Origin of the sequence: Phocaeicola sp. GP0067 (genome assembly GCF_031119655.1) — a bacterium.
In the GTDB taxonomy this organism is placed as follows: domain Bacteria; phylum Bacteroidota; class Bacteroidia; order Bacteroidales; family Bacteroidaceae; genus Phocaeicola; species Phocaeicola vulgatus.
The window spans coordinates 197,422-216,588 of the sequence record NZ_JAVHZY010000004.1 but is presented as its reverse complement, the minus strand read 5'-3'; the positions used below and the strand labels follow the sequence as shown (position 1 = coordinate 216,588).

Sequence of the window (19,167 nt, the reverse complement as noted above, 5' to 3'; positions counted from 1 at the left end):
ATCCACTGGACATTAGCAACTTTACAAACTAAAAAGAATATGAGTGACCAAATAATTTTTGATGTTGACGGACTTATAGAAGCTCAAATCCGTCAGAGAGATAAAGACTACGCGAAAGTCTGTTGTCAGAACTTATTAAACTACGCATACGGAAAGGGGCTTTTGTGTGATAATCCATGTGATAATGAAGGAAACCTAATCATGCCTTCAATTATCAAGGAAAGTTCTTTAACAGAAATTGGTAAACATATTTTTGTTGAATTGCTATTTAAGTGGTTTGCATACACAGATAATGAAAGTGGAAAAATTGACAGAAAAAATAACATCAAAATGTTAGAGAAGTATTACAATCAACTTTTACAAAAGATTGATAGAAAATAGGTTGCTAACAAACAGATGAAACATTGAAGGCGGTTTATCTGCCGGACATTATAATAAATAAAAATCAAAGCATTATGGCAAAATATGAGTTGGGGGCAATTTATAAAATTAATGGTCGAAGTGGTGAATTGTATTATGTAAGACTTTTGACAAACGACTGTTATGGCGTTTTTTCATCATTAGAAGGCGAACTGAATGAAGAGACATTTGCTCAAACCCATTATCGTCTCTATTTTAGCTGTAACTCTTTTCCTATAAAACGAGGTATATGGGAAAAAGTCGTATCATCTCCAAACTGTACAGATATTGCACGGTGGCAACGCCCTCAATATTTAGCTAATTTTGCTAATTTCAACATGAAATTATTTCTTGATCAATGTAGAGTTTTTCATGAAGATGGGAACCTTTATCAATGTGAAAGTAAAGAGGAGTTTATTAGATTAGTAAAATCCGGTAAGATTTTATTTTGTTTTAATACTTATGAAATTATACCAGACTTTCTAATGAGGTATTACAAGGATTTCCCCAATAGCTATATTGTAAATAAAGATTTTATCCATAGTGGAACTTTGGAATACCAAAAAGAACAAACAAATGTATTAAAAGAATTAGGCTTTGATATTGGAAACTTATTATAACAAGCGGCTGAACATTCCTATAAAGGTTAGTTAGCCACCAAACATTAGACACCTCTAAATAAAATTATATGGTTGATAAAAAAGAAATATTGAATCAAATAGTGAATGTGTTGGAAAAACCTTTCGTTACACATGGTTTTCGATATGTACGAGGTGGTCGCTTTGTACGAAAGCTATCTGATGGAAACACAGAACAGCAATATCATATAACTTTCAGGAAGAAATACGGCTGTTTTCTTATGTCAATCGAGCTTATTGTTCAAAATAAAGTGCTATTAAAAGATTTTGATGTTTTATACAGAGAAACCTTAATCTTTGGATACCGGAATTTTGAAGATAATTTTCGGGATGAATGTATAAAAATGGTATTGAAACAAAAGTATGTAACTTTATGCGGACTTGGGGATTGGAGAGAACTTAAAGAGGAAAATGAATCGCTGGAAAGTTTCAATGCCAGATTTCGCCTCTGGTCACCCCCTTATTTTGAAGATTTGAAGGATTTGAATAACATTTTGGAAAAAGAAGGAAGTCCCACATGGCAAGAGCAATGTTTGACCAGCATAAATCTGTCTTTGAAATTTTTCAAGAAAACAGAAGATATAAACTGGATTATAAACAATACAGAATATCAAGGACTGTTCCTATTAAAGCAAATGGGGCGAGTTGAAGAAGTTGAAAATAAGTACAATTCGTTACTTGAAAAAAAGAGGAAATATGGGAATAACACAGAAAGCATAGAGTATTTCTATAAATTATTAATGAATAAAGGTGTCTAACAAGCGGCTCAACCGCCCCAAAGGTCGGTTATCTACCAACCATTAGTTGCGGTCAAAAACGAAATAAAAATGAATGTAATATCAGAAAAAGAATATTCGTTTTCAAATGCGCTTTTTTGGAACGTAATGTTACATCATCATATTCGAGCCTTTGATGAAGAAAGGGATGCGAATTTTGATGAAGTATGGGATGAAGAACTTGTACCAACATTGTTGGATGAAAAGAAGTACAAGAAATATTGGTGTTGGCTATCTCAAATTGATTTGAAAACATCCGAAAATCAAGGTGAAATAGAAAACCCAAGAACTCTAACACTTCCTATCGGCAGCGATATTGTATTGACAATAGAATTTCATCCTTGCTGTACATATTATTTTTTGAATGACACTTTAATCGGGGAAGTTAGTGGCAACTTTCACTTGAAGTATCTCACATATTCGGAATTAATGAGGATTACAAAAGAGATATATGGAGATGTACTGTTTCATTTACTCTTACCTTTGTCTGCAATCAAAGAAAAGGAAAAAGATACAGCACTTTTTGAGATTGTCCAACGATTGCAACAAATTCCCTTATTTAAGGAACATTCCGAATATATAGGTAAATGTATCTTGAACGGATTATTAGTATCCAACTCTGACATACAGGAAAATTCCAAGATAGGAACGATATGTACAAGTAATCATTCGTATAGAAATGCTTTGATATATAATGATGAAAAGCAGGAAATAAAGGAGCTAAATATTCTTTTGTCAAAGTTATAAATTTGCAACTAACACGTGAATAAATCTCCCCGAATGGTCGATTATTCACCGAACATTATCTGCCCAGAATAATTAACAATAAAAAAGAAAAAAACAATGATTAGGTATATTGAAAAAGGCGACATATTCCGTATTGATGGAGTGAGCAGTTATGCGCATGGTTGTAATTGTGCCGGTGCAATGGGTAAAGGCATTGCCGTACAGTTCAAAAGCAAATATCCAGATATGTATCTTGAATATAAGCAGTTGTGCAAAGAAAATAAGTTTTGCCCCGGTGATGTTTTTGATTATGATTATGGCAATGGACATATATATAACCTTGGTACTCAAGCAACGTGGCGAACACGAGCTAAAATAGAGTATATCGAAAAGGCACTGATACAGATGCTTGAGTTAGCCAGTGGTGATAATGTAACGGCAATAGCCTTACCTGCAATCGGTGCTGGATTAGGAGGATTAAAATGGGATGATGTAAAAGCAATTATAGAGACAGTTTCAAATGATTATCCTAATGTTGATTTGTATGTAGTTGAAACTTATCAAAGCGAATAAAGGCAGATAACAAGCGTATCAATCTCCCTAAAGGACGATTATTCGCCGAACATTATCGTTTAATATGGTAAGTAGAAAAGAAACAGTAAAAAGTTGTTGTGTGAATATACTTGATGATGTAAAAAGAATATTAGCGCAACCTTTTGAATGTAGGAAGACTTCTCTTCCTGATGGTGCATTACATAATGTACAAAAAGAATTGGAAAATATGATTAATGCGATTGATAAAGATATTTACTCGTTTACACCAAGTTATGGCAAATATCTAATAGATTGTTGGCTTGGAGATGAATTAGTAGATAAACTTCTTGATGTTTCTTGTCAATATGAAAAACTAATTAAGTTGAAATAAACGATAGCATACGGATTAATCTTCCAAAGGTCGATTATCCAACAAACATTATCGGTCTAAAAATTAAAATATGGATAGTAAACTTCAATTATTCGCTAAAGTGTTATTAAAAGAACACTATGATGAATTTTTAGAAATGATTCAGTTGTTCAATATAGATAAGAGAACCTTTGTCCTTCAACATAGGAAAATGTTTGAAAAGGGATGGTACGATACAAGCTCTGAAGACAATGAATTTAGTGAAGTAGATATTATGCTTTGTTTTGCTATAGTTTCTCACAGAATGGCAGTTATTGATTGGAGTGGTGAAGAATATTCAGGGCAGGTTAAGCGTTCCATTACGATGATGTTAAAGAATTATGGGATAGAACGTTTCTTATGGAACACTAAAAAGTTTGAGGATTCTTTGGATTGGGACAAAATTCGCCGAGGTGACTATTTGCCTTTGTTGTTCCAAGCTATGAACAAGCAACTTAACAGAGGCGGTTATTCCATTGTGTTTTGTGATACAAAATCGGATTGTTTTCGTTATGCAATATTACCAACTGCCGAGTTTGTGCAATTTGAGAATACGGAATTAGATGATTATCTGACAATCATTAGTCCTAAGATTTACAATATATATCTTGCAGACAAGGGAAATGAATTGCCTAAAATTATGCTGTACTTAAAAAAGAAATTTTCTGTTCCACTAAGTGAAATCAAGGAATTTTGTTCAAGAGATAAAATTTTACTTGGAATAGGGAACTCTATAATTGTGGATGAATATCGAAAAGAAATTGAACAACTTGGAGGCAAGATTGAAACAGAAGAAATAGACCGATAACAAACAGCAAACCGATTGAATAAGCGGAACGCTGCCGAACATTAGCAACCCCAAAAAGATGAAAATGATTGGAGAAACTATAAGAACTGAATTTGAAGCATTGAAAAATGACTTTGAAACCATAAGGCAACAAATAGAAGACGATGTTGTCAGGACTGAGTTGTATAAGGGCGAGTTTTATGAACTTACTCCATATTCCTATCAGCGTAATGGTTGCAAACAAGGAAAACCTGTAAAGCGTCCTGATACAATAAAAAGCACCAAAAATCTTTGTATCTACGGATTTAATAACCAAAATCAAATCGTAGAAGTTAAGGTTGGTTGTTCTATTGAAAATCAGTTTTATCACACTTTCCTGTATTATACAGACAATCTTGTGAAAAGTATTCTATACGATAATGGAAAACATTTGATGAATGTATGCCATTACTTTTTTGAGGGCGGAAAGCTGAAACGGTCACAGTTATGTGGTAGGTATGGTTGCCGTGAAGAGAATTATATCTATAAAGAAAATGCTTTGACACATATTGAAGTCAAACAATATGATATTGAGGGTAATAGTGGTAATGATTTAATTCATATATTCCAATATCAAGACGATGGGGCTTTAGAAAGTATTACCAAATCATTTCCAAATGGATATTCTGAAATAATCTATAAAACGAAAAGAGGTTGCTAACAAGCGGCTTAACTACCCCTGAAAGGTCGGTTAGCCACCAAACATTAATATTAAAAGGAAACACTATGATACCTGATAAATTGAAAGATGATTTTAATTCATTGAGAAATATGTTTGATGAATTGAAAAGAGAAATTGATAAGAATGTTGTAAGGGAAGAGAATTACAAAGGTGAGTTCTACGAAATATCCCCTTATTCTTATCAAAGAAACAGGTTTAAGCAAGGGAAAATAGTTGGAAATGTAACTTCTCTCAAAACAACTAATAACCTATTTACTTATTATTTCGATGTAAAAAATCAAATTATAGAAATCCGAGAGGGCTTGGAACTTAAAAATCAATTCTATTACACCTTTTTCATTTATGAAAAGGAACTCATGAAAACTATTGCATATGATAATAGCAAACGTATTGTGAATGTCCGATATTATCTATATGGAAGTAATGGTAAAATAGAGAAAATGTATTCAAAGGGTTCTCGTGGAAGTAGAGAAGAAACATATTTTTATGAAAATGACCGCCTACAAAAAATAGTTATAAGACAATTTGATAGAAATGATATTGAACAGGATACGTTACAACATTCATTTGATTATAAGTCTAATGGAGAATTAAAATCTATTATTCTTTCGACAGAATTATATTCTGAAACAATCTATCAGGAAACATAAATTTAATATTAACAAGCCGGGATAACGGACTAACGCCGTTCCCCGTCAAACCATTATCAATTACAGTACGACAATATGAACTTTTACTTAATAGGTAGTTTAGAAGGATTTAACGATTTACGTTTTCCAAATGTGGAAGATTGGCAAAATTGTATGGGACATGCTGAAGGTTTACTAAAGCAGTGGAATCCTCCTGAGATGGAATATATATGGAAAAAAAGTAATAGACATAAACATTTTGATTTATCACAATTTTGTAATCCTCTATTAACTATTAGCGACAAAGCATTAAGTATTTTAGAAAATATTCTTATCAAAAATGGAGAAATTCTTGATATAAAGTCGCCAAAAGGTTTTTATTTTTTTCATTGTACCAATATAATAGATGCTTTGATTGAAAAAGAATCAGATATAGTGTGGTTAGATAAAGAAAGAGGATGGGTGAGTTGTATAAATAAATTTGTGTTGGATAAAAATAAAATCCAAGAGCAAACTATTTTCAGACTTCCGAATGTAAATTGTCGCTATACTTTTTATGGGGAGGAATTTAAGAACCTTGTATTGAAACATCATCTTCAAGGAATACATTTTGATAGATACGAAACTATTATTATAAAATGAATGATTGTTTTAAAGTTTGTAGTTAAAGTATTGATAACACGCACATCAATCACTTAAACAGTGATTATCTGCATCCTATTAAACATTAGAAAATGAGAACACCAATCATAATCCTGTTATTTGTAATCCTGCTTGCCGCAAGCTGCGGAGAGCCTCCCATGCCGCCGTCGGACGAGGAAATGATACGCCATTTCACCACGCACGAGGTGGCGTTCCGTAAGGTGTACGAAATCATGGCAGAGAGTTCAGAAGGTAGTTTTCACTACCCGCCGCTTTCTCCGGAAGAGGTCATTATACTTGATTCAACAGAACAAAGCGATACATTCCATGAAACGAATGACGAACAAGACATTCCGGTATATGGACTGTTGAAGCCGGAGCGAATCCTACTCGACTCCTTGTTATCAGAGATTGGATGCGGTTTTATCCTTGTTGATCGCAGGGAATGGGGAACGGCAGATTCGGTATATGTGAGCCTTGTTATGCCGTACTACTCCCACGGCATCGTGGATGCGGGAACGTCCAAGAGTTTCGTTTACGATCCCGGATTGAGAAGCCGTCGGAATATCCGTATCACCGAATATGGCGACCTGAACGAGATCTACCGCAGGACGTACAACGACACCACGCTTTACAAACCCATCAAGGGAAACTGGTACATCGAGTTAGACCATTCGATATAACGGCCCGGAGTTCGTATCAAAGCTTGTTTCACTTTTTGTCAAGAAGATACATCATAAAGCAGATAATGGCTATCGCAAGGAAAAATAACAGAACCGCAAGGAGTTCGTTAAACCTGCACTTGGCATAGTGAGACATCACTGCTTTGCCTCGCCATTTGTAAATCCTGCTGACGAGCGACATAACGGCAAATGTGACAATGCTAAAAACGACACATGGCAACAATGCCGACACACCTGGAAAAAGCCGGATAGTAACAGTCATCATAGGGAATATCAAAAGAGCGAAGATATAAATCGAGAGCATCATTTCGCCATCGACCCTGCCTGTTCGTCTTGCTTGTTCCAATTTCTCCCCCATCCACCAGAGGTAGTCCCAGAGATAGAACCGTTGCTTATTCTCCTGCCGTTTCATCATGCCCAATGTATAAATCCGAGGTGGAACATCAGCGCTACATTTGCCACGATCAGGGCGATAGCGATAAGAACTATTTTGGCGAGCTTCCTGCCGGGATGTTTCATCTTCCCGTAATGTTCACGGAGCGCTTCACGCCGTCCGGCTGTATAGCGTAGCTTGCAGAATAAATCGGGAAGAAAGCAGAGAGGAATCACTATGGCCAAACCAATCATCCAGCCGAAAAGGCGCAATATCGGCGGAACCCCAAGCGGTATGAGTAGGACGAAGAGCCAGCACCAAAACAGTAGCATACGTCCGTTGAGATTGGTACGCTCCCTTTCGTGCCATATCTCGGCTACATACCACATATAGTCGATGAAGCAGATCCGGTATTTGCGATTGTCCTTTTCCATACCGTTATCTCCATACAAAGAAACCAACCAATATAAGTATAATCAGAACGCTGACCAACACAATCTGAACCCTGCGGCGTGTTTCAGGCTTGCAATCGTCAAATAACCACAGTTTGCTGTTAAACTGCCAATGACACGCCCATTTCCAACGGAACAGCAACCCTGCAAGCCATAGGGCAAGCAACCCGACACCAAACAGCAACCCGTATTTCGGGTGAGCCTGCAACCACTCGAAAAACGCTTCCGCCTTGCTGTTCATTGCTTCGTATATATCGGTAACTGTCATACTTATAATTAAAAGGATTCCGAACACAAAAATAATGTTTTCTGTTCACATAATCACTACTTTATGCTCCAAAACACCGGCTGTGCGGTTATAAAACCAAGAAACAGCCCCCGTTAAGGTAACGGAGGGTGTTTGCGGGGGTGTTTGTGTTCATTTAGTTCTGTTCCGGCAGGAGCTTGCAAAGCACCGGGTCGTTCTTGATACGTTCCAGTTCCTCGGCGACGATGCGGCCGGCCTCTGCCTTGATACGTTCGTAGTTTTCCTGCACGACCTGTTTCATGTGATCCGTCCCGTTCTCGTCCGTGAAATCGGTAATTTGTGGTATCTTCTTGTACCGGGCCGTTTCCGCTTTCACTTTTTCGTTGTCCACGACAATCTCGCAGTGGAAAATCTTCTGCTCGATACGTTCGTCGAAATTGTCCGCCACAGCCCCGACGAACATTCCCTGCGTGAGCGTCGAGATCTTCGAGGCCGGGATCAGGCTGTCCAGCTGCGTGGATATGGATGTCGATTTGTCGCTGCGGCTCAACGTCATGCTCTGCCGCTTCTGCAATACCTTACCGAACCGTTCCGAGAGTGTCTTGGCCGTTTCACCTACGACCTGCCCGGAGAAGATGTTGCCCACCGTGTTCATCACGACGGCGGCCTCCTTGTCCCCGTAGTCCCTCTTCAACTGTGAAAAATCCTGGAAGCACAGCAGCACGGCGACCTTGTTGCTTCTGGCCGTGGCGATCAGGTTGTCGAGTCCCTTGAAGTAGATTGTCGGCAGCTCGTCGATGATGATGCCCGATTTGAGCTGGCCTTTCTTATTTATGAGCTTGACAATCCGGGAATTATACAATCCCAAAGCCGCTCCGTAAATGTTTTGCCTGTCGGGATTGTTCCCCACGCAGAGTATCTTGGGATCGTTCGGGTTATTGATGTCGAGCGTGAAGTCATCGCCCGACATGACCCAATATAGCTGGGGCGAAATCATGCGGGAAAGCGGAATTTTGGCCGATGCTATCTGGCCCTGGAGCTGGTCTTGAGCGCCTCCGAGCCAGGCATCCATAAAGGGGCTGAGGTAGTTTTCGAGTTCCGGGTAGGATGTCAGAATCGGGAAAATATCCTCGTACCGCTTGTTCAGGAACTCGATGGCGTGCGGGAAGGTACAATACCGCCCGTTGTCGTAGATGCGCAGGAACCAGATCACGGCCGCGAAAAGGATAATGGGGCTTTCCACAAAAAAATCGCCCTGCTTCTGCACCCAGCTTCGGTTCAGGTTGAGCATGATGGTATAGGCGCTCTCGTAGGCGTCCGAAATATCGGTCATGAAGTCCGGGTGAATGGGGTTACAGCGGTGCGAGCGGCGCGGGTCGTCGAAATTTATGACGTAGAAAGTCGGGATTTTCTTGTAACCTTTCTGGTGATTCAGCAGGTGGTTGTAAGCGATTTCCGAAAGATCGGGAAACTTGTAGTCATAGATGTATTGGGTATAGCCCTTTTCGATTTGCTGTTTAATAAACTGGTTTACAACACAATAACTCTTCCCGCTGCCCGGGCTTCCCATGCAGATGCAAGCCCTTTGCGGGTTTACAACGTTGGCGAACCCGTTGTTCCACTGTTTGTTATAGTAAAATTTCGTCGGCAGATTTATGGAGTACTCGTTCTCGATCAGGCGTGTTTCCTGCTGGAATGATTCGTTCTCGTTATTGAAAGGGTCATCCATGAGATTGTTCTTCAGCAGGCGGGACATCCACACGCCGCCCATCAAGAGGCAGATATACCCGGCCGATAGGGTCAGTATGTAGAAAGCCGCGTTCGCCGCTGCCGTCAGCGGCAAGTCCAGCAGCCACCAGTTGAAGAAGAACAGCACGCCTCCCGTGGCCAGCGATGCCGTGATTTTCCGCCAGGTAATTTTCTCCTCTTTTACTCCTTTTGTCCCGAGGCATGAAAGGGCGAGGAACACTACGGCGAAAAGTTTCGTCCATAGTATATTCCGGAACAGCCCCGCGGTGCGGTCGAAGTTCAGCAGAATCCTATCGACCACGCCGATATTGATTCCCCATTCCCGTATCTGCCCGTAGCAGAACCAGTAGATGTTGATAACCACGAACAAGATACTCAATGCCCGCATGAAATCCATTGTTTTAGCAAGACCCCGAAGGTCGTCTTCCTGTTGCATAACCGTAAGATTTAATAAATGAATGATAATTGAGATGTTATACTTTCCTCCGTCGTGAGGTATTCCGCTTCCGTTGCCCGTCCCGTCCGGCAGGCGCTTGTTTCGGGGACAAGCCCCTCGTGTTTTCCCCGGGATTCCGTTTTCCGCCGAAGCGCAGCTCGAAGGCGTTGGCCGAGTATGCCTTTCCCAGCCGTGATCCGTTCACGACCGTCCGTGTTTCGTGGTCAATGAACGTCACACCCACGATGCGGCCGTTTTCGTTGCGTCGTATGTAGAGATCCACCCGGGCTCCCCGCAGGCGTTCGCGCAGTTCTTCCTCCGTGGGTTCTCCCCGAAGCGCTTTATCGACCCGGCCACGGATTTGCCTCCTCGTGTCGTCCTTCCCGAACCGTTCGGCGCTACGCTCCATGTGCCGTTCCAGCCCGTCATACCCGACCTCTTTACCGAACAGTGAGGATTTGAGCGGCGCGGCCACTGCCTTGTCCCCGTTCTCGTCCAGCAGCGTGTAGAGCAATCCCCGGTAGGGGGTTCCGTTCCGCTCTCCCCGGACTTCCTCTATACCTATATTATATAAGGACAGCAATGCCCGGAACTCGCCGAGGGTCTGGAAGCGGTATGTCGCCACGGCCGGTTTTATTACCGCTGCCACCTGGCGTTTCAGGTCGCCCCGCGTGTAATCGGCGGGGACGATCCCTTGCCCTTTCTCCCGCCTTCTCCCTTTGGCGGGATGCAGTCCGTACTCCCGTTCCAGTTCCTCGGTAACGGCCACGCTGCGTTCGTTGCGCCTGCTGTCGTTTATCTTGCGCCCGTCCTGGGCCACCTGCACCGACACGATATGGATATGCTCCCGTCCGATGTCGGTATGCTTGAATACGATATAAGGTTGTCCTCCCCAGCCCATGCGCTCCATGTAGGCCCCGGCTATCTCCGCGAGCTGCCCGTCGTCAAGGCGGTCTTCGGGAGCCGGGTTGAGCGATACGTGCACGACGGGTTTTTCCGTCCGGTAGTGCGAGGGCATCCAGCGCAGGAGGTCTTCTGCCGTCGCGGCCACGTTGAAGCGCCCATCCGCCGGCTCCCTCACGATGTGGGTCAGCAGTACTTTCCCGTCGCCCCGATCGACTTTCTCCTGGTTGTACGCCAGCGCGCCGTACACGTCTTTTCCGGTGGTGATATTGGCTACCATCGCTGTTTGAACTCTTCGGAGAGCGACACGACCTGCTGCCCGACGGCCGCCAGTTCACGTGTCGCTCTCTCCAGTTTATAGAGCAGCGCGAGTGTTTTCTTCTCGGAAAAATGCGCGTGCAGCTCCTTCACCACCTGGTTGTAATTCGTTCCCACGGCACGGAATTGGGCGTGGAAAGCGGTCAGCTTCGCCACGTATTCGAGCGTTCCCCGGTCGGTCTTTACCACCCGGAACGCCTCGTTGAACACTCTCGCTTTGATAAAAGCGGCTTTGGACAATAGCCCGGACTGCTCGTAAAGGTCGAGGAAACGGGCATGTTCCACGGCTGAAAAGTTTACCGAAAAGCGGTAAACGGCCGGGTCGTTTTTCGCGGGTCGTCCCCCTTTGCCCCCTCGGGGCTTTCTGTTCTTTTCCATCGCATCGAAATTTTAAGGAGAGGCCAGAGCCCCACCGGTTCCTGAAAATTCCGATCCCTTCGCGGCCTGCCGCCCTTCTGAAAAGCACCGACTCCGGAGGTGCTTTCTCCCCCTTGCGGGCAAGCTGTTTTCTGCTGCAAAACGAGAATCGTGCAGCAGAAAACACAGCTTGCTATTTGCCCTTTGCAAATACTTTCTGCCCGCTCGCGGACAGAACATTGAAAGAGCCGCCGTAAAACGGGGCAAGGACGGCTTCATTAGCGTCGGGATCGTTCACGAGGCAAAGATACCGACCTATTCAATCACTTGTGCCATAAGCGATTACGCCACTTGCGTCCACTTTGACGCCACACGCGGCCATAGCGGAAAAAGAGCATACAACCCGTGTTTTTAAGGGTTTACTTTGCACGTGAGAACGGATACGGGCAATGACACATCCCCCTGTCCGCACACGTGCGGACGGATGCAGAAAACACCGTGTGCAGAGGAAAAAGCGGGTCTTTGTCCGGATAAGCAAATGCGGTTGCGCATGAGTATAAAATCGGACACGCGCCCATGCACCGGCATACCGGCGTAACAGCCTGCCAGCGCACCAGCATATATGCGTGCCGGCATACCTGCATAAAATCTCATGCCGTCACTTGCCCGGATACGTGAAGAGATGAACGATTACCCGATTGTATAACTAAAAACGCATGGAACAATGAAAGAGAAAACGAAATTCGTGGCCTTCTCCACCCAGAAAGGCGGAGCGGGCAAAACCACCCTCACGGTGCTGGCAGCCTCTTACCTGCACTATGTAAAGGGTTTCAATGTCGCGGTCATCGACTGCGATTATCCCCAACACTCCATCGTGGAGATGCGGGAACGTGACCTGAAGCTTGCCCTCGAAGACGAACATTACAAGAGGTTAGCTTACGAACAATTCACCCGGCTTCAAAAGAAAGCCTATCCTGTCGTGGAAAGCAACACGAAAGAGGCGTTGGCCGATGCCGACTACCTCCTGCCGCAAGGTGATTTCGATTATGTGTTCTTCGACCTTCCCGGTACGATCAATAACGAGGATCTGATTCATTCCCTGGCCGGAATGGATTATCTCGTCGCCCCGATCAGTGCCGACCGGGTTGTCATGGAAAGCACCCTGAATTACGCGGTTGTGGTAAAGGAGCATATCATGGGCCGCGAGAAGTCCCGGATGAAAGGGCTGTATATGCTATGGAACATGGTGGACGGGCGTGAAAAGACAGAGTTATATCAGGTTTACGAGGCGGTAATGAAAGAGTTGGATCTTCCTGTTCTGAAGACCTTCCTGCCTGACACCAAGCGTTTTCGTCGTGAGCAGAACGCCAGCCGTCGCTCTGTCTTCCGCTCCACGCTCTTCCCGGCAGACCGTTCTTTGATCCGGGGCAGCAACCTGGATAAACTCGTGGATGAATTGATCGAACTGTTAAAGTAGGATCTCATGAGCGGAAAAGAACATGACGACGGTTTGGACGCTTCCTTCATCATCAGCCAGGCCAAAAGCCGAAACCGGCCATTACATCCTTACACGCCGGAAAAAGAGGAGGAGGCATCGGCTCTATCGGAACCGTCCGGCGAGGCCGCCGCCTCGCCGGCTACGAAAGAGGAGGGACGCCGCCGAAGAGGGAAAGGCCAGGATTACGAGCGTCTTTTTATCCGGAACGCCCCCTCCAATACCCGAAGTGGCAAAACGGTGTATATCCGCAAGGAGTTTCACGAGCGTATAACCCGGATAGTGCAGGTTATCGGTAAGAACGAACTCTCGCTGTATAGCTACCTGGACAATGTGCTGGAGCAGCATTTCGCGACCTATCAGGAGGAAATTTCGGAACTCTACAAGAAACGGAACTCCGATATTTTTTAGTTATGAACCCAATATTTACAACCTATTAAAAACAATCCATCATGTCAGACAAAGCAATTATTTTATCTGTTATCCTGGCGGCCGTCCTTTGCGTCGCCGTGCCCTTCATCTTCCGCGTGTGCCGCTACCGGCGCAGGATGAAAACCCTTATCGTCCCCGACGGCCCTTCGGGGGAGGTCGCCGTGGGGACTGTCCCCACCCCCGAGGCCGAGTACCTGGCCCGTTACATCTGCCTGCTGCGGCTGCCTTTCGCCGGTAACAAGCACGTGAAGATACGTCCGTCGTATCACGAGCGTATCCGCGAGATCACCCGTGTCATCGGTCGTGGCGACGTGACGATCACGGCCTACGTAGACAAGGTTCTCAAGGCGCACCTGGACGATAACCGGGAAACCATCGAGCGGCTTTTCGAGGAGCGTGAGGCCGTGGCCTCCCGGCAACCCAAAGCGGAGGAGCGATGAACGGGGCGTTGTGGCTGCTGCCCCTCTTTGCCGTGGGGTATGCCTTGTGGGCGTTTTTCCGCCTGTGGCGGATGGAACGCAACGAACCGGCAGACGGGATCGTTGCCGAAGACACTCCCTGCCGGCAGGAGATCATCGGCAGGAGCCGCTTTGTCCTCGACCCGCGCCACTCCCGGCCACAAGCTGCCGTAGAATCTGAAACTGAAAAAGTTACGGAAAAAGCCGATATATTTGTGCCCACGAATGTACCCGAACACCCCCGGCAGATTCCGCCGGAAGACCTGGATGAAGTGTTCGGTGTCGCTCCCGAGGGGGAGCCTAACGAACCTCTGGAAATCGACTTTCCGCTGTACGATGAATCTTTCCCGGATGCGGACGCGGAGGAGCCGGATTATGACGAGGATGAAGACGACACCGAAGAGCTGCCCCTTTTGGGCCGCTCGCTTGCCCAGGGGGTTAGTTTTGAACAGATGGGCGAAGCCTACCGCCACGTGGTACATGATCCACCTTCAACAGACGAGCAAAGGGAGGAAACGGGACGTGTCCTCCTGGGCCTGAAACAGACCGACATGTTCGAGGTCATCGTTTCGGGCTGCCCCGACGGGAACGACAGGGTAAAATCCCTGATCGACACCTACCTCTCGGCCTTTCACCGGCGTATGTCCGAGAGGTCTGCGGAAAGCCCATCTCCGCAGGGTTCGGTTCCCACGGGTTTCGACGTCCGTGAGTTTGTTTAACCCCATAATGACATCACGATGAAAGAAAAAGACTACGGGTAGCGCGTGAGGCTATCCTCGAACCACTGAAAAAATCCGAATCAAGAAGTTTAACCCGGTGCGGGGCCTATCCATCCCCGCGCCACAATTCAAACATTATCGAGTTATGAGAAAGAACAAGATTCTTCTTCCGGCGGCATTTCTCTTTGCCGCCATCTCCTCCGCTTTCGCGCAGGGCAACGGCATCGCCGGCATTACGGAGGCTACCAACATGGTAACCAGCTACTTCGACCCCGGCACGAAACTCGTGTACGCTGTGGGGGCTGTGGTCGGCCTTATCGGGGGCATCAAGGTCTATAACAAGTTTTCGAGCGGCGACCCCGACACGTCGAAGACCGCCGCGAGCTGGTTCGGCGCGTGTATTTTCCTGATTGTCGCCGCGACGATCCTACGCTCTTTCTTCTTGTAGTCCAACCTGTCATGCAAATAATTATGGAATATGGAATCAACAAGGGAATCGGCAAGAGCGTGGAGTTCCGGGGTCTGAAGGCGCAGTACCTCTTCATCTTCGCGGGCGGCCTGCTGGCCGTCTTCGTGGTGTTCGTCATCCTCTACATGGCAGGGGTCGATCAGTGGATATGTATCGCTTTCGGCGTTGCGGCGGCTTCGGTGCTGGTCTGGCTTACCTTCCGCCTGAACGCCCGTTACGGGGAACACGGGCTGATGAAGCTGCTCGCCGCGCGCCGGCATCCCCGCTACCTGCTCAACCGCAAGTCCCTGCGCCGGTTGCTGAAAAGAAAGGGGGGCCGCGTATGAGAAACCTCTTGAAAGCCACCACGCTGGAAAGCAAGTTCCCGCTCCTGGCCGTGGAAGGCGGTTGTATCATCAGCAAGGATGCGGACATAACGGTCGTCTATCGGGTCGAACTCCCGGAGCTATTCACCGTCACGTCCGCCGAGTACGAGGCGATCCACGCCGCCTGGTGCAAGGCCCTGAAGGTCTTGCCCGAATACAGCGTGGTACACAAGCAGGACTGGTTCATCCGCGAGCGTTACCGCCCGGCCACGGGCGAGGGGGACATGAGTTTCCTCTCCCGCAGTTACGAGCGGCATTTCAACGAGCGTCCGTTCCTGACCCACGCCTGCTTCCTCTACCTGACAAAAACGACGAGGGAGCGTATGCACATGCGTTCAGACTTCTCGACCCTCTGCCGGGGCAACATCATTCCCAAAGAGGTAAACCGGGAATCGGCGACAAAATTCCTGGAGGCGGCGGAACAGTTCGAGCGTATTCTGAACGATTCGGGTTTCCTGACCCTTGTCCGCCTCACGGGGGACGAGATCACGGGTACGGCGGATTGTCCGGGCCTGCTGGAACGGTACTTTTCCCTCTCGCTCTCGGAGACGACTTCTCTTCAGGACATCGAGCTGGGGGCCGAGGTTCTGCGCGTGGGCAACAAACGGGTGTGCCTGCACACGCTCTCGGACACGGAAGACCTGCCGGGGCGCGTGGGTACGGACACCCGTTACGAGCGTCTTTCCACCGACCGTTCGGACTGCTTGCTCTCGTTCGCGGCCCCCGTGGGGCTTCTGCTTTCCTGCGACCACCTTTACAACCAGTACGTGTTCCTGGAAGACAGCGACGAAAACCTGCGTATGTTCGAGAAACTTGCGCGTAACATGCAGTCCCTTTCCCGCTACTCCCGCGGGAACCAGATAAACAAGGAGTGGATCGACCAGTATCTCAACGAGGCGCACTCGTTCGGTCTTCAATCCGTCCGGGCCCATTTCAACGTGCTGGCCTGGTCGGACGACGTGCAGGAGCTCCGGCATATCCGCAATGATGTGGGCAGCCAGCTCGCTCTGATGGAGTGCCGCCCGCGCCACAACACCGTGGACGCCGCCACGCTCTACTGGGCGGGTATGCCGGGCAACGCGGGGGATTTCCCCGCCGAGGAATCGTTCTACACGTTCATCGAGCCCGCAGTCTGTTTCTTCACGGAGGAAACCAACTATAAATCCTCGTCCAGCCCTTTCGGCATCAAGCTGTGCGACCGCGTAAGCGGCAGGCCCCTGCACCTGGACATCTCGGACGAACCGATGAAAAAAGGGATCATTACGAACAGGAATAAATTCGTGTTAGGCGGCTCGGGGTCAGGCAAGTCATTCTTTATGAATCATTTAGTCCGCCAATACTGGGAGCAGGGCACGCATGTCGTGCTGGTGGATACCGGTAACAGCTACCAGGGTCTTTGCGAGCTGATCCGGCGTAAGACCAAAGGTGAGGACGGCGTGTATTTTACCTATACTGAGGAACATCCCATCAGTTTCAACCCGTTCTACACCGACGACTACTATTTCGACGTGGAGAAGAAGGACAGCATCAAGACGCTGCTGCTGACACTCTGGAAAACCGAGGACGACAAGATCACAAAGACCGAGAGCGGCGAGCTGGGCAGTGCCGTGAACGCCTATATCGAGCGTATCCGCGCCGACCGGAATATCGTGCCGTGTTTTGACAGTTTCTACGAGTACCTGCGGGACGACTACCGCCGCGAGCTGGAGGAGCGGGAGATCCGGGTCAGCCGCGAGGATTTCAACATCGACAACATGCTCATCACCCTGCGGCAGTATTATAAGGGCGGACGCTACGACTTCCTTCTGAACTCCCGGGCCAACATCGACCTGCTCTCGAAGCGCTTCGTGGTCTTCGAGGTGGATTCCATCAAGGAAAACAAGGAGCTTTTTCCCGTGGTCACCATTATCATCATGGAGGCTTTCATAAACAAGATGAGACGGCTCAAGGGGGTACGCAAACAGCTCATCGTCGAGGAGGCCTGGAAGGCGCTCTCTACGGCCAATATGGCTGAATATCTGCGTTATATGTATAAAACCGTCCGCAAATACTACGGTGAGGCCATCGTTGTGACGCAGGAGGTCGAGGACATCATTTCCAGCCCGGTGGTCAAGGAGGCGATCATCAACAACTCGGACTGCAAGATCCTGCTCGACCAGCGCAAGTTCATGAACCGTTTCGACGCGATTCAGTCCTTGTTGGGGCTGACCGACAAGGAGAAGGCGCAGATTCTCTCGATCAACCAGTCCAACGACCCTTCCCGTAAATACAAGGAGGTCTGGATCGGTCTGGGCGGCGTTCAGTCGGCGGTCTATGCCACGGAGGTCAGCGTCCCGGAGTACCTGGCCTACACGACCGAGGAAACGGAGAAAGTGGAGGTACAGCGGCTTGCCGGCGAGCTGGGCGGTGATATGGAACTGGCGATCAGGCAGCTCGCCGAGGGCAAACGTTAAAGGGAGGGCAGGCCATGTATCGCAAGTGTATCGGATCAGACCCCACGGCGGCGCGTTTGGACTTCGCGCTGTACGAGGTGGCGGGCGAGTGGGAAAGCCGCTCGGGTTCTCCCCGGGTTCGCATCTACCGCAACCCGGGACGCCGGGGCGGCGGTTTTTACGTGGAGGTGTCCTACAAGGACGGGACACGCTTCTCCCGTCCCGTGAGGAAGTATTGGGGAGGTATCCGTTACTTCGACCTCTACGGGTATGTCGCCCTGGCCTACGATGCGGGGCGCGAAGTGCTCCAGCTCTCCGCCTACGGGGATTATTACCGGGCGTCGGAATGACCGCCCAAGTATTCACGAATTAAATAATGAAAAGGATGAAACGATTGATTTTAACGCTGTTCGTGGGGCTTCTTTGCTTCACGTACCAGGCAAAAGCGCAGTGGACGGTCATCGACCCGTCGAACCTCGTTCAGAACATCAAGAGCGCGGTTCAAAGCTCGACCACGGCGACCAACATGGTCAAGTCGCTGCAAGAGAGTATCAAGATTTATAACCAGAGCAAGGCTTACTACGACGCCCTCAAATCGGTGCATAACATCATCAAGGATGCCCGGAAGGTGAAGCTGACGCTCGAAATGGTCAGCGAGATCACGGAAATCTACACCTCGGGATTCAACCGTATGGTTTCAGACCCGAACTTCACGGTGGACGAGCTGGCGGCGATCTCGGCGGGTTACGCCCGGTTGCTGGAGGAGGGCGGTGCGCTGGTGGCGGAACTCAAGACGGTCATAACCGGCGGCAACGGCCTCTCGCTCTCGGACAAGGAGCGGATGGACGTGGTGGATCAGGTTTACACGAAGATGCTGGAGTACCGCAACCTCACGCGCTATTACACGCGCAAGACCATCTCCGTGTCCTTCATCCGCAGCCGCGAAAAGGGCGACGCGCACCGGGTGCTGGCACTTTACGGGAACCCGAACGACAGATATTGGTAACCTGAAAACGGA

Annotated in this window: 27 protein-coding genes; 20 read left to right on the top strand and 7 right to left on the bottom strand. The window is 47.3% G+C overall.

Going from position 1 to position 19,167, the window contains the following annotated elements; all coding sequences use genetic code 11:
• Positions 1–39 precede the first annotated feature (39 nt).
• The 11 genes from RE317_RS05410 (at position 40) to RE317_RS05360 (ending at position 6,944) form a co-directional block, all read left to right on the top strand.
• On the top strand, positions 40–381 hold the full coding sequence (locus tag RE317_RS05410; protein ID WP_004295473.1) for a hypothetical protein: 342 nt from the start codon (positions 40–42) through the stop codon (positions 379–381).
• A 74-nt stretch (positions 382–455) separates the two neighbouring features.
• Positions 456–1,019 (top strand): hypothetical protein, encoded by a 564-nt coding sequence (locus RE317_RS05405; protein WP_004295267.1) that lies wholly within the window; start codon positions 456–458, stop codon positions 1,017–1,019.
• Between the two features lie 68 nt (positions 1,020–1,087).
• Positions 1,088–1,795, top strand: coding sequence for a hypothetical protein (locus RE317_RS05400; protein ID WP_070752026.1), 708 nt, complete (start codon positions 1,088–1,090; stop codon positions 1,793–1,795).
• 69 nt (positions 1,796–1,864) lie between these two features.
• On the top strand, positions 1,865–2,560 hold the full coding sequence (locus RE317_RS05395; protein ID WP_115484191.1) for an Imm19 family immunity protein: 696 nt from the start codon (positions 1,865–1,867) through the stop codon (positions 2,558–2,560).
• Positions 2,561–2,656: 96 nt separating this feature from the next.
• Positions 2,657–3,112: a macro domain-containing protein gene (locus RE317_RS05390; RefSeq protein ID WP_004319182.1), complete on the top strand. Its 456-nt coding sequence runs from the start codon at positions 2,657–2,659 to the stop codon at positions 3,110–3,112.
• A gap of 100 nt (positions 3,113–3,212) precedes the next feature.
• Complete coding sequence (locus RE317_RS05385; RefSeq protein ID WP_004319180.1) at positions 3,213–3,464, top strand: hypothetical protein; 252 nt, start codon at positions 3,213–3,215, stop codon at positions 3,462–3,464.
• 70 nt (positions 3,465–3,534) lie between these two features.
• Positions 3,535–4,290 carry a hypothetical protein gene (locus RE317_RS05380; protein ID WP_004295472.1) on the top strand — a complete coding sequence of 252 codons (756 nt, stop codon included), beginning with the start codon at positions 3,535–3,537 and terminating at the stop codon, positions 4,288–4,290.
• Positions 4,291–4,348: 58 nt separating this feature from the next.
• Positions 4,349–4,969, top strand: coding sequence for a hypothetical protein (locus RE317_RS05375; RefSeq protein ID WP_004295471.1), 621 nt, complete (start codon positions 4,349–4,351; stop codon positions 4,967–4,969).
• Between the two features lie 65 nt (positions 4,970–5,034).
• A complete protein-coding gene (locus tag RE317_RS05370; RefSeq protein WP_004295470.1) occupies positions 5,035–5,640 on the top strand; it encodes a hypothetical protein in 606 nt (201 codons plus the stop codon).
• Between the two features lie 75 nt (positions 5,641–5,715).
• Entirely contained in the window at positions 5,716–6,261 is a 546-nt protein-coding gene (locus RE317_RS05365; RefSeq protein ID WP_004295469.1) for an imm11 family protein, read from the top strand.
• A 92-nt stretch (positions 6,262–6,353) separates the two neighbouring features.
• Positions 6,354–6,944 (top strand): DUF4948 family protein, encoded by a 591-nt coding sequence (locus RE317_RS05360; protein ID WP_004319175.1) that lies wholly within the window; start codon positions 6,354–6,356, stop codon positions 6,942–6,944.
• 28 nt (positions 6,945–6,972) lie between these two features.
• Here RE317_RS05360 and RE317_RS05355 read toward each other — a convergent pair whose 3' ends face one another.
• The 7 genes from RE317_RS05355 to RE317_RS05325 form a co-directional block, all read right to left on the bottom strand.
• A complete protein-coding gene (locus tag RE317_RS05355; RefSeq protein WP_004295467.1) occupies positions 6,973–7,359 on the bottom strand; it encodes a hypothetical protein in 387 nt (128 codons plus the stop codon).
• Positions 7,356–7,751, bottom strand: a complete 396-nt coding sequence (locus RE317_RS05350) for a hypothetical protein (protein ID WP_004295466.1) — start codon at positions 7,749–7,751, stop codon at positions 7,356–7,358. Before RE317_RS05350 ends, RE317_RS05355 begins: the two co-directional genes overlap by 4 nt.
• Before the next feature lie 4 nt (positions 7,752–7,755).
• Positions 7,756–8,037, bottom strand: a complete 282-nt coding sequence (locus tag RE317_RS05345) for an Imm17 family immunity protein (protein WP_004295465.1) — start codon at positions 8,035–8,037, stop codon at positions 7,756–7,758.
• A gap of 154 nt (positions 8,038–8,191) precedes the next feature.
• Positions 8,192–10,201, bottom strand: a complete 2,010-nt coding sequence (gene mobC, locus RE317_RS05340) for a conjugal transfer protein MobC (RefSeq protein ID WP_005681351.1) — start codon at positions 10,199–10,201, stop codon at positions 8,192–8,194.
• A 37-nt stretch (positions 10,202–10,238) separates the two neighbouring features.
• Entirely contained in the window at positions 10,239–11,384 is a 1,146-nt protein-coding gene (mobB, locus tag RE317_RS05335) for a conjugal transfer protein MobB (RefSeq protein ID WP_004295463.1), read from the bottom strand.
• Positions 11,378–11,800 (bottom strand): conjugal transfer protein MobA, encoded by a 423-nt coding sequence (gene mobA, locus RE317_RS05330; RefSeq protein ID WP_004295462.1) that lies wholly within the window; start codon positions 11,798–11,800, stop codon positions 11,378–11,380. The genes mobB and mobA overlap by 7 nt, the downstream gene beginning before the upstream one ends.
• Before the next feature lie 390 nt (positions 11,801–12,190).
• On the bottom strand, positions 12,191–12,433 hold the full coding sequence (locus RE317_RS05325; protein WP_007559006.1) for a hypothetical protein: 243 nt from the start codon (positions 12,431–12,433) through the stop codon (positions 12,191–12,193).
• A gap of 70 nt (positions 12,434–12,503) precedes the next feature.
• Here RE317_RS05325 and RE317_RS05320 point away from each other — a divergent pair, with 70 nt between their 5' ends.
• The 9 genes from RE317_RS05320 to RE317_RS05280 all read left to right on the top strand — a co-directional run bounded on the left by RE317_RS05320 (position 12,504) and on the right by RE317_RS05280 (position 19,155).
• A complete protein-coding gene (locus RE317_RS05320) occupies positions 12,504–13,256 on the top strand; it encodes a ParA family protein (RefSeq protein WP_007559008.1) in 753 nt (250 codons plus the stop codon).
• A gap of 6 nt (positions 13,257–13,262) precedes the next feature.
• Entirely contained in the window at positions 13,263–13,685 is a 423-nt protein-coding gene (locus RE317_RS05315) for a DUF3408 domain-containing protein (RefSeq protein ID WP_004319163.1), read from the top strand.
• A 41-nt stretch (positions 13,686–13,726) separates the two neighbouring features.
• A complete protein-coding gene (locus RE317_RS05310; RefSeq protein WP_004295458.1) occupies positions 13,727–14,146 on the top strand; it encodes a DUF3408 domain-containing protein in 420 nt (139 codons plus the stop codon).
• A complete protein-coding gene (locus RE317_RS05305) occupies positions 14,143–14,883 on the top strand; it encodes a hypothetical protein (RefSeq protein WP_007662668.1) in 741 nt (246 codons plus the stop codon). Before RE317_RS05310 ends, RE317_RS05305 begins: the two co-directional genes overlap by 4 nt.
• Positions 14,884–15,028: 145 nt before the next feature.
• The gene (locus RE317_RS05300; RefSeq protein ID WP_004319158.1) at positions 15,029–15,331 is read left to right on the top strand and encodes a DUF4134 domain-containing protein; all 303 of its coding nucleotides are present in this window, start codon (positions 15,029–15,031) and stop codon (positions 15,329–15,331) included.
• 20 nt (positions 15,332–15,351) lie between these two features.
• On the top strand, positions 15,352–15,678 hold the full coding sequence (locus tag RE317_RS05295) for a DUF4133 domain-containing protein (protein WP_044155184.1): 327 nt from the start codon (positions 15,352–15,354) through the stop codon (positions 15,676–15,678).
• Positions 15,675–18,170 carry a TraG family conjugative transposon ATPase gene (locus tag RE317_RS05290; RefSeq protein ID WP_303266202.1) on the top strand — a complete coding sequence of 832 codons (2,496 nt, stop codon included), beginning with the start codon at positions 15,675–15,677 and terminating at the stop codon, positions 18,168–18,170. The genes RE317_RS05295 and RE317_RS05290 overlap by 4 nt, the downstream gene beginning before the upstream one ends.
• A 14-nt stretch (positions 18,171–18,184) precedes the next feature.
• Positions 18,185–18,499, top strand: a complete 315-nt coding sequence (locus RE317_RS05285) for a DUF3876 domain-containing protein (protein WP_004303798.1) — start codon at positions 18,185–18,187, stop codon at positions 18,497–18,499.
• Between the two features lie 35 nt (positions 18,500–18,534).
• Positions 18,535–19,155 (top strand): DUF4141 domain-containing protein, encoded by a 621-nt coding sequence (locus RE317_RS05280; RefSeq protein WP_004295452.1) that lies wholly within the window; start codon positions 18,535–18,537, stop codon positions 19,153–19,155.
• Positions 19,156–19,167 lie beyond the last annotated feature (12 nt).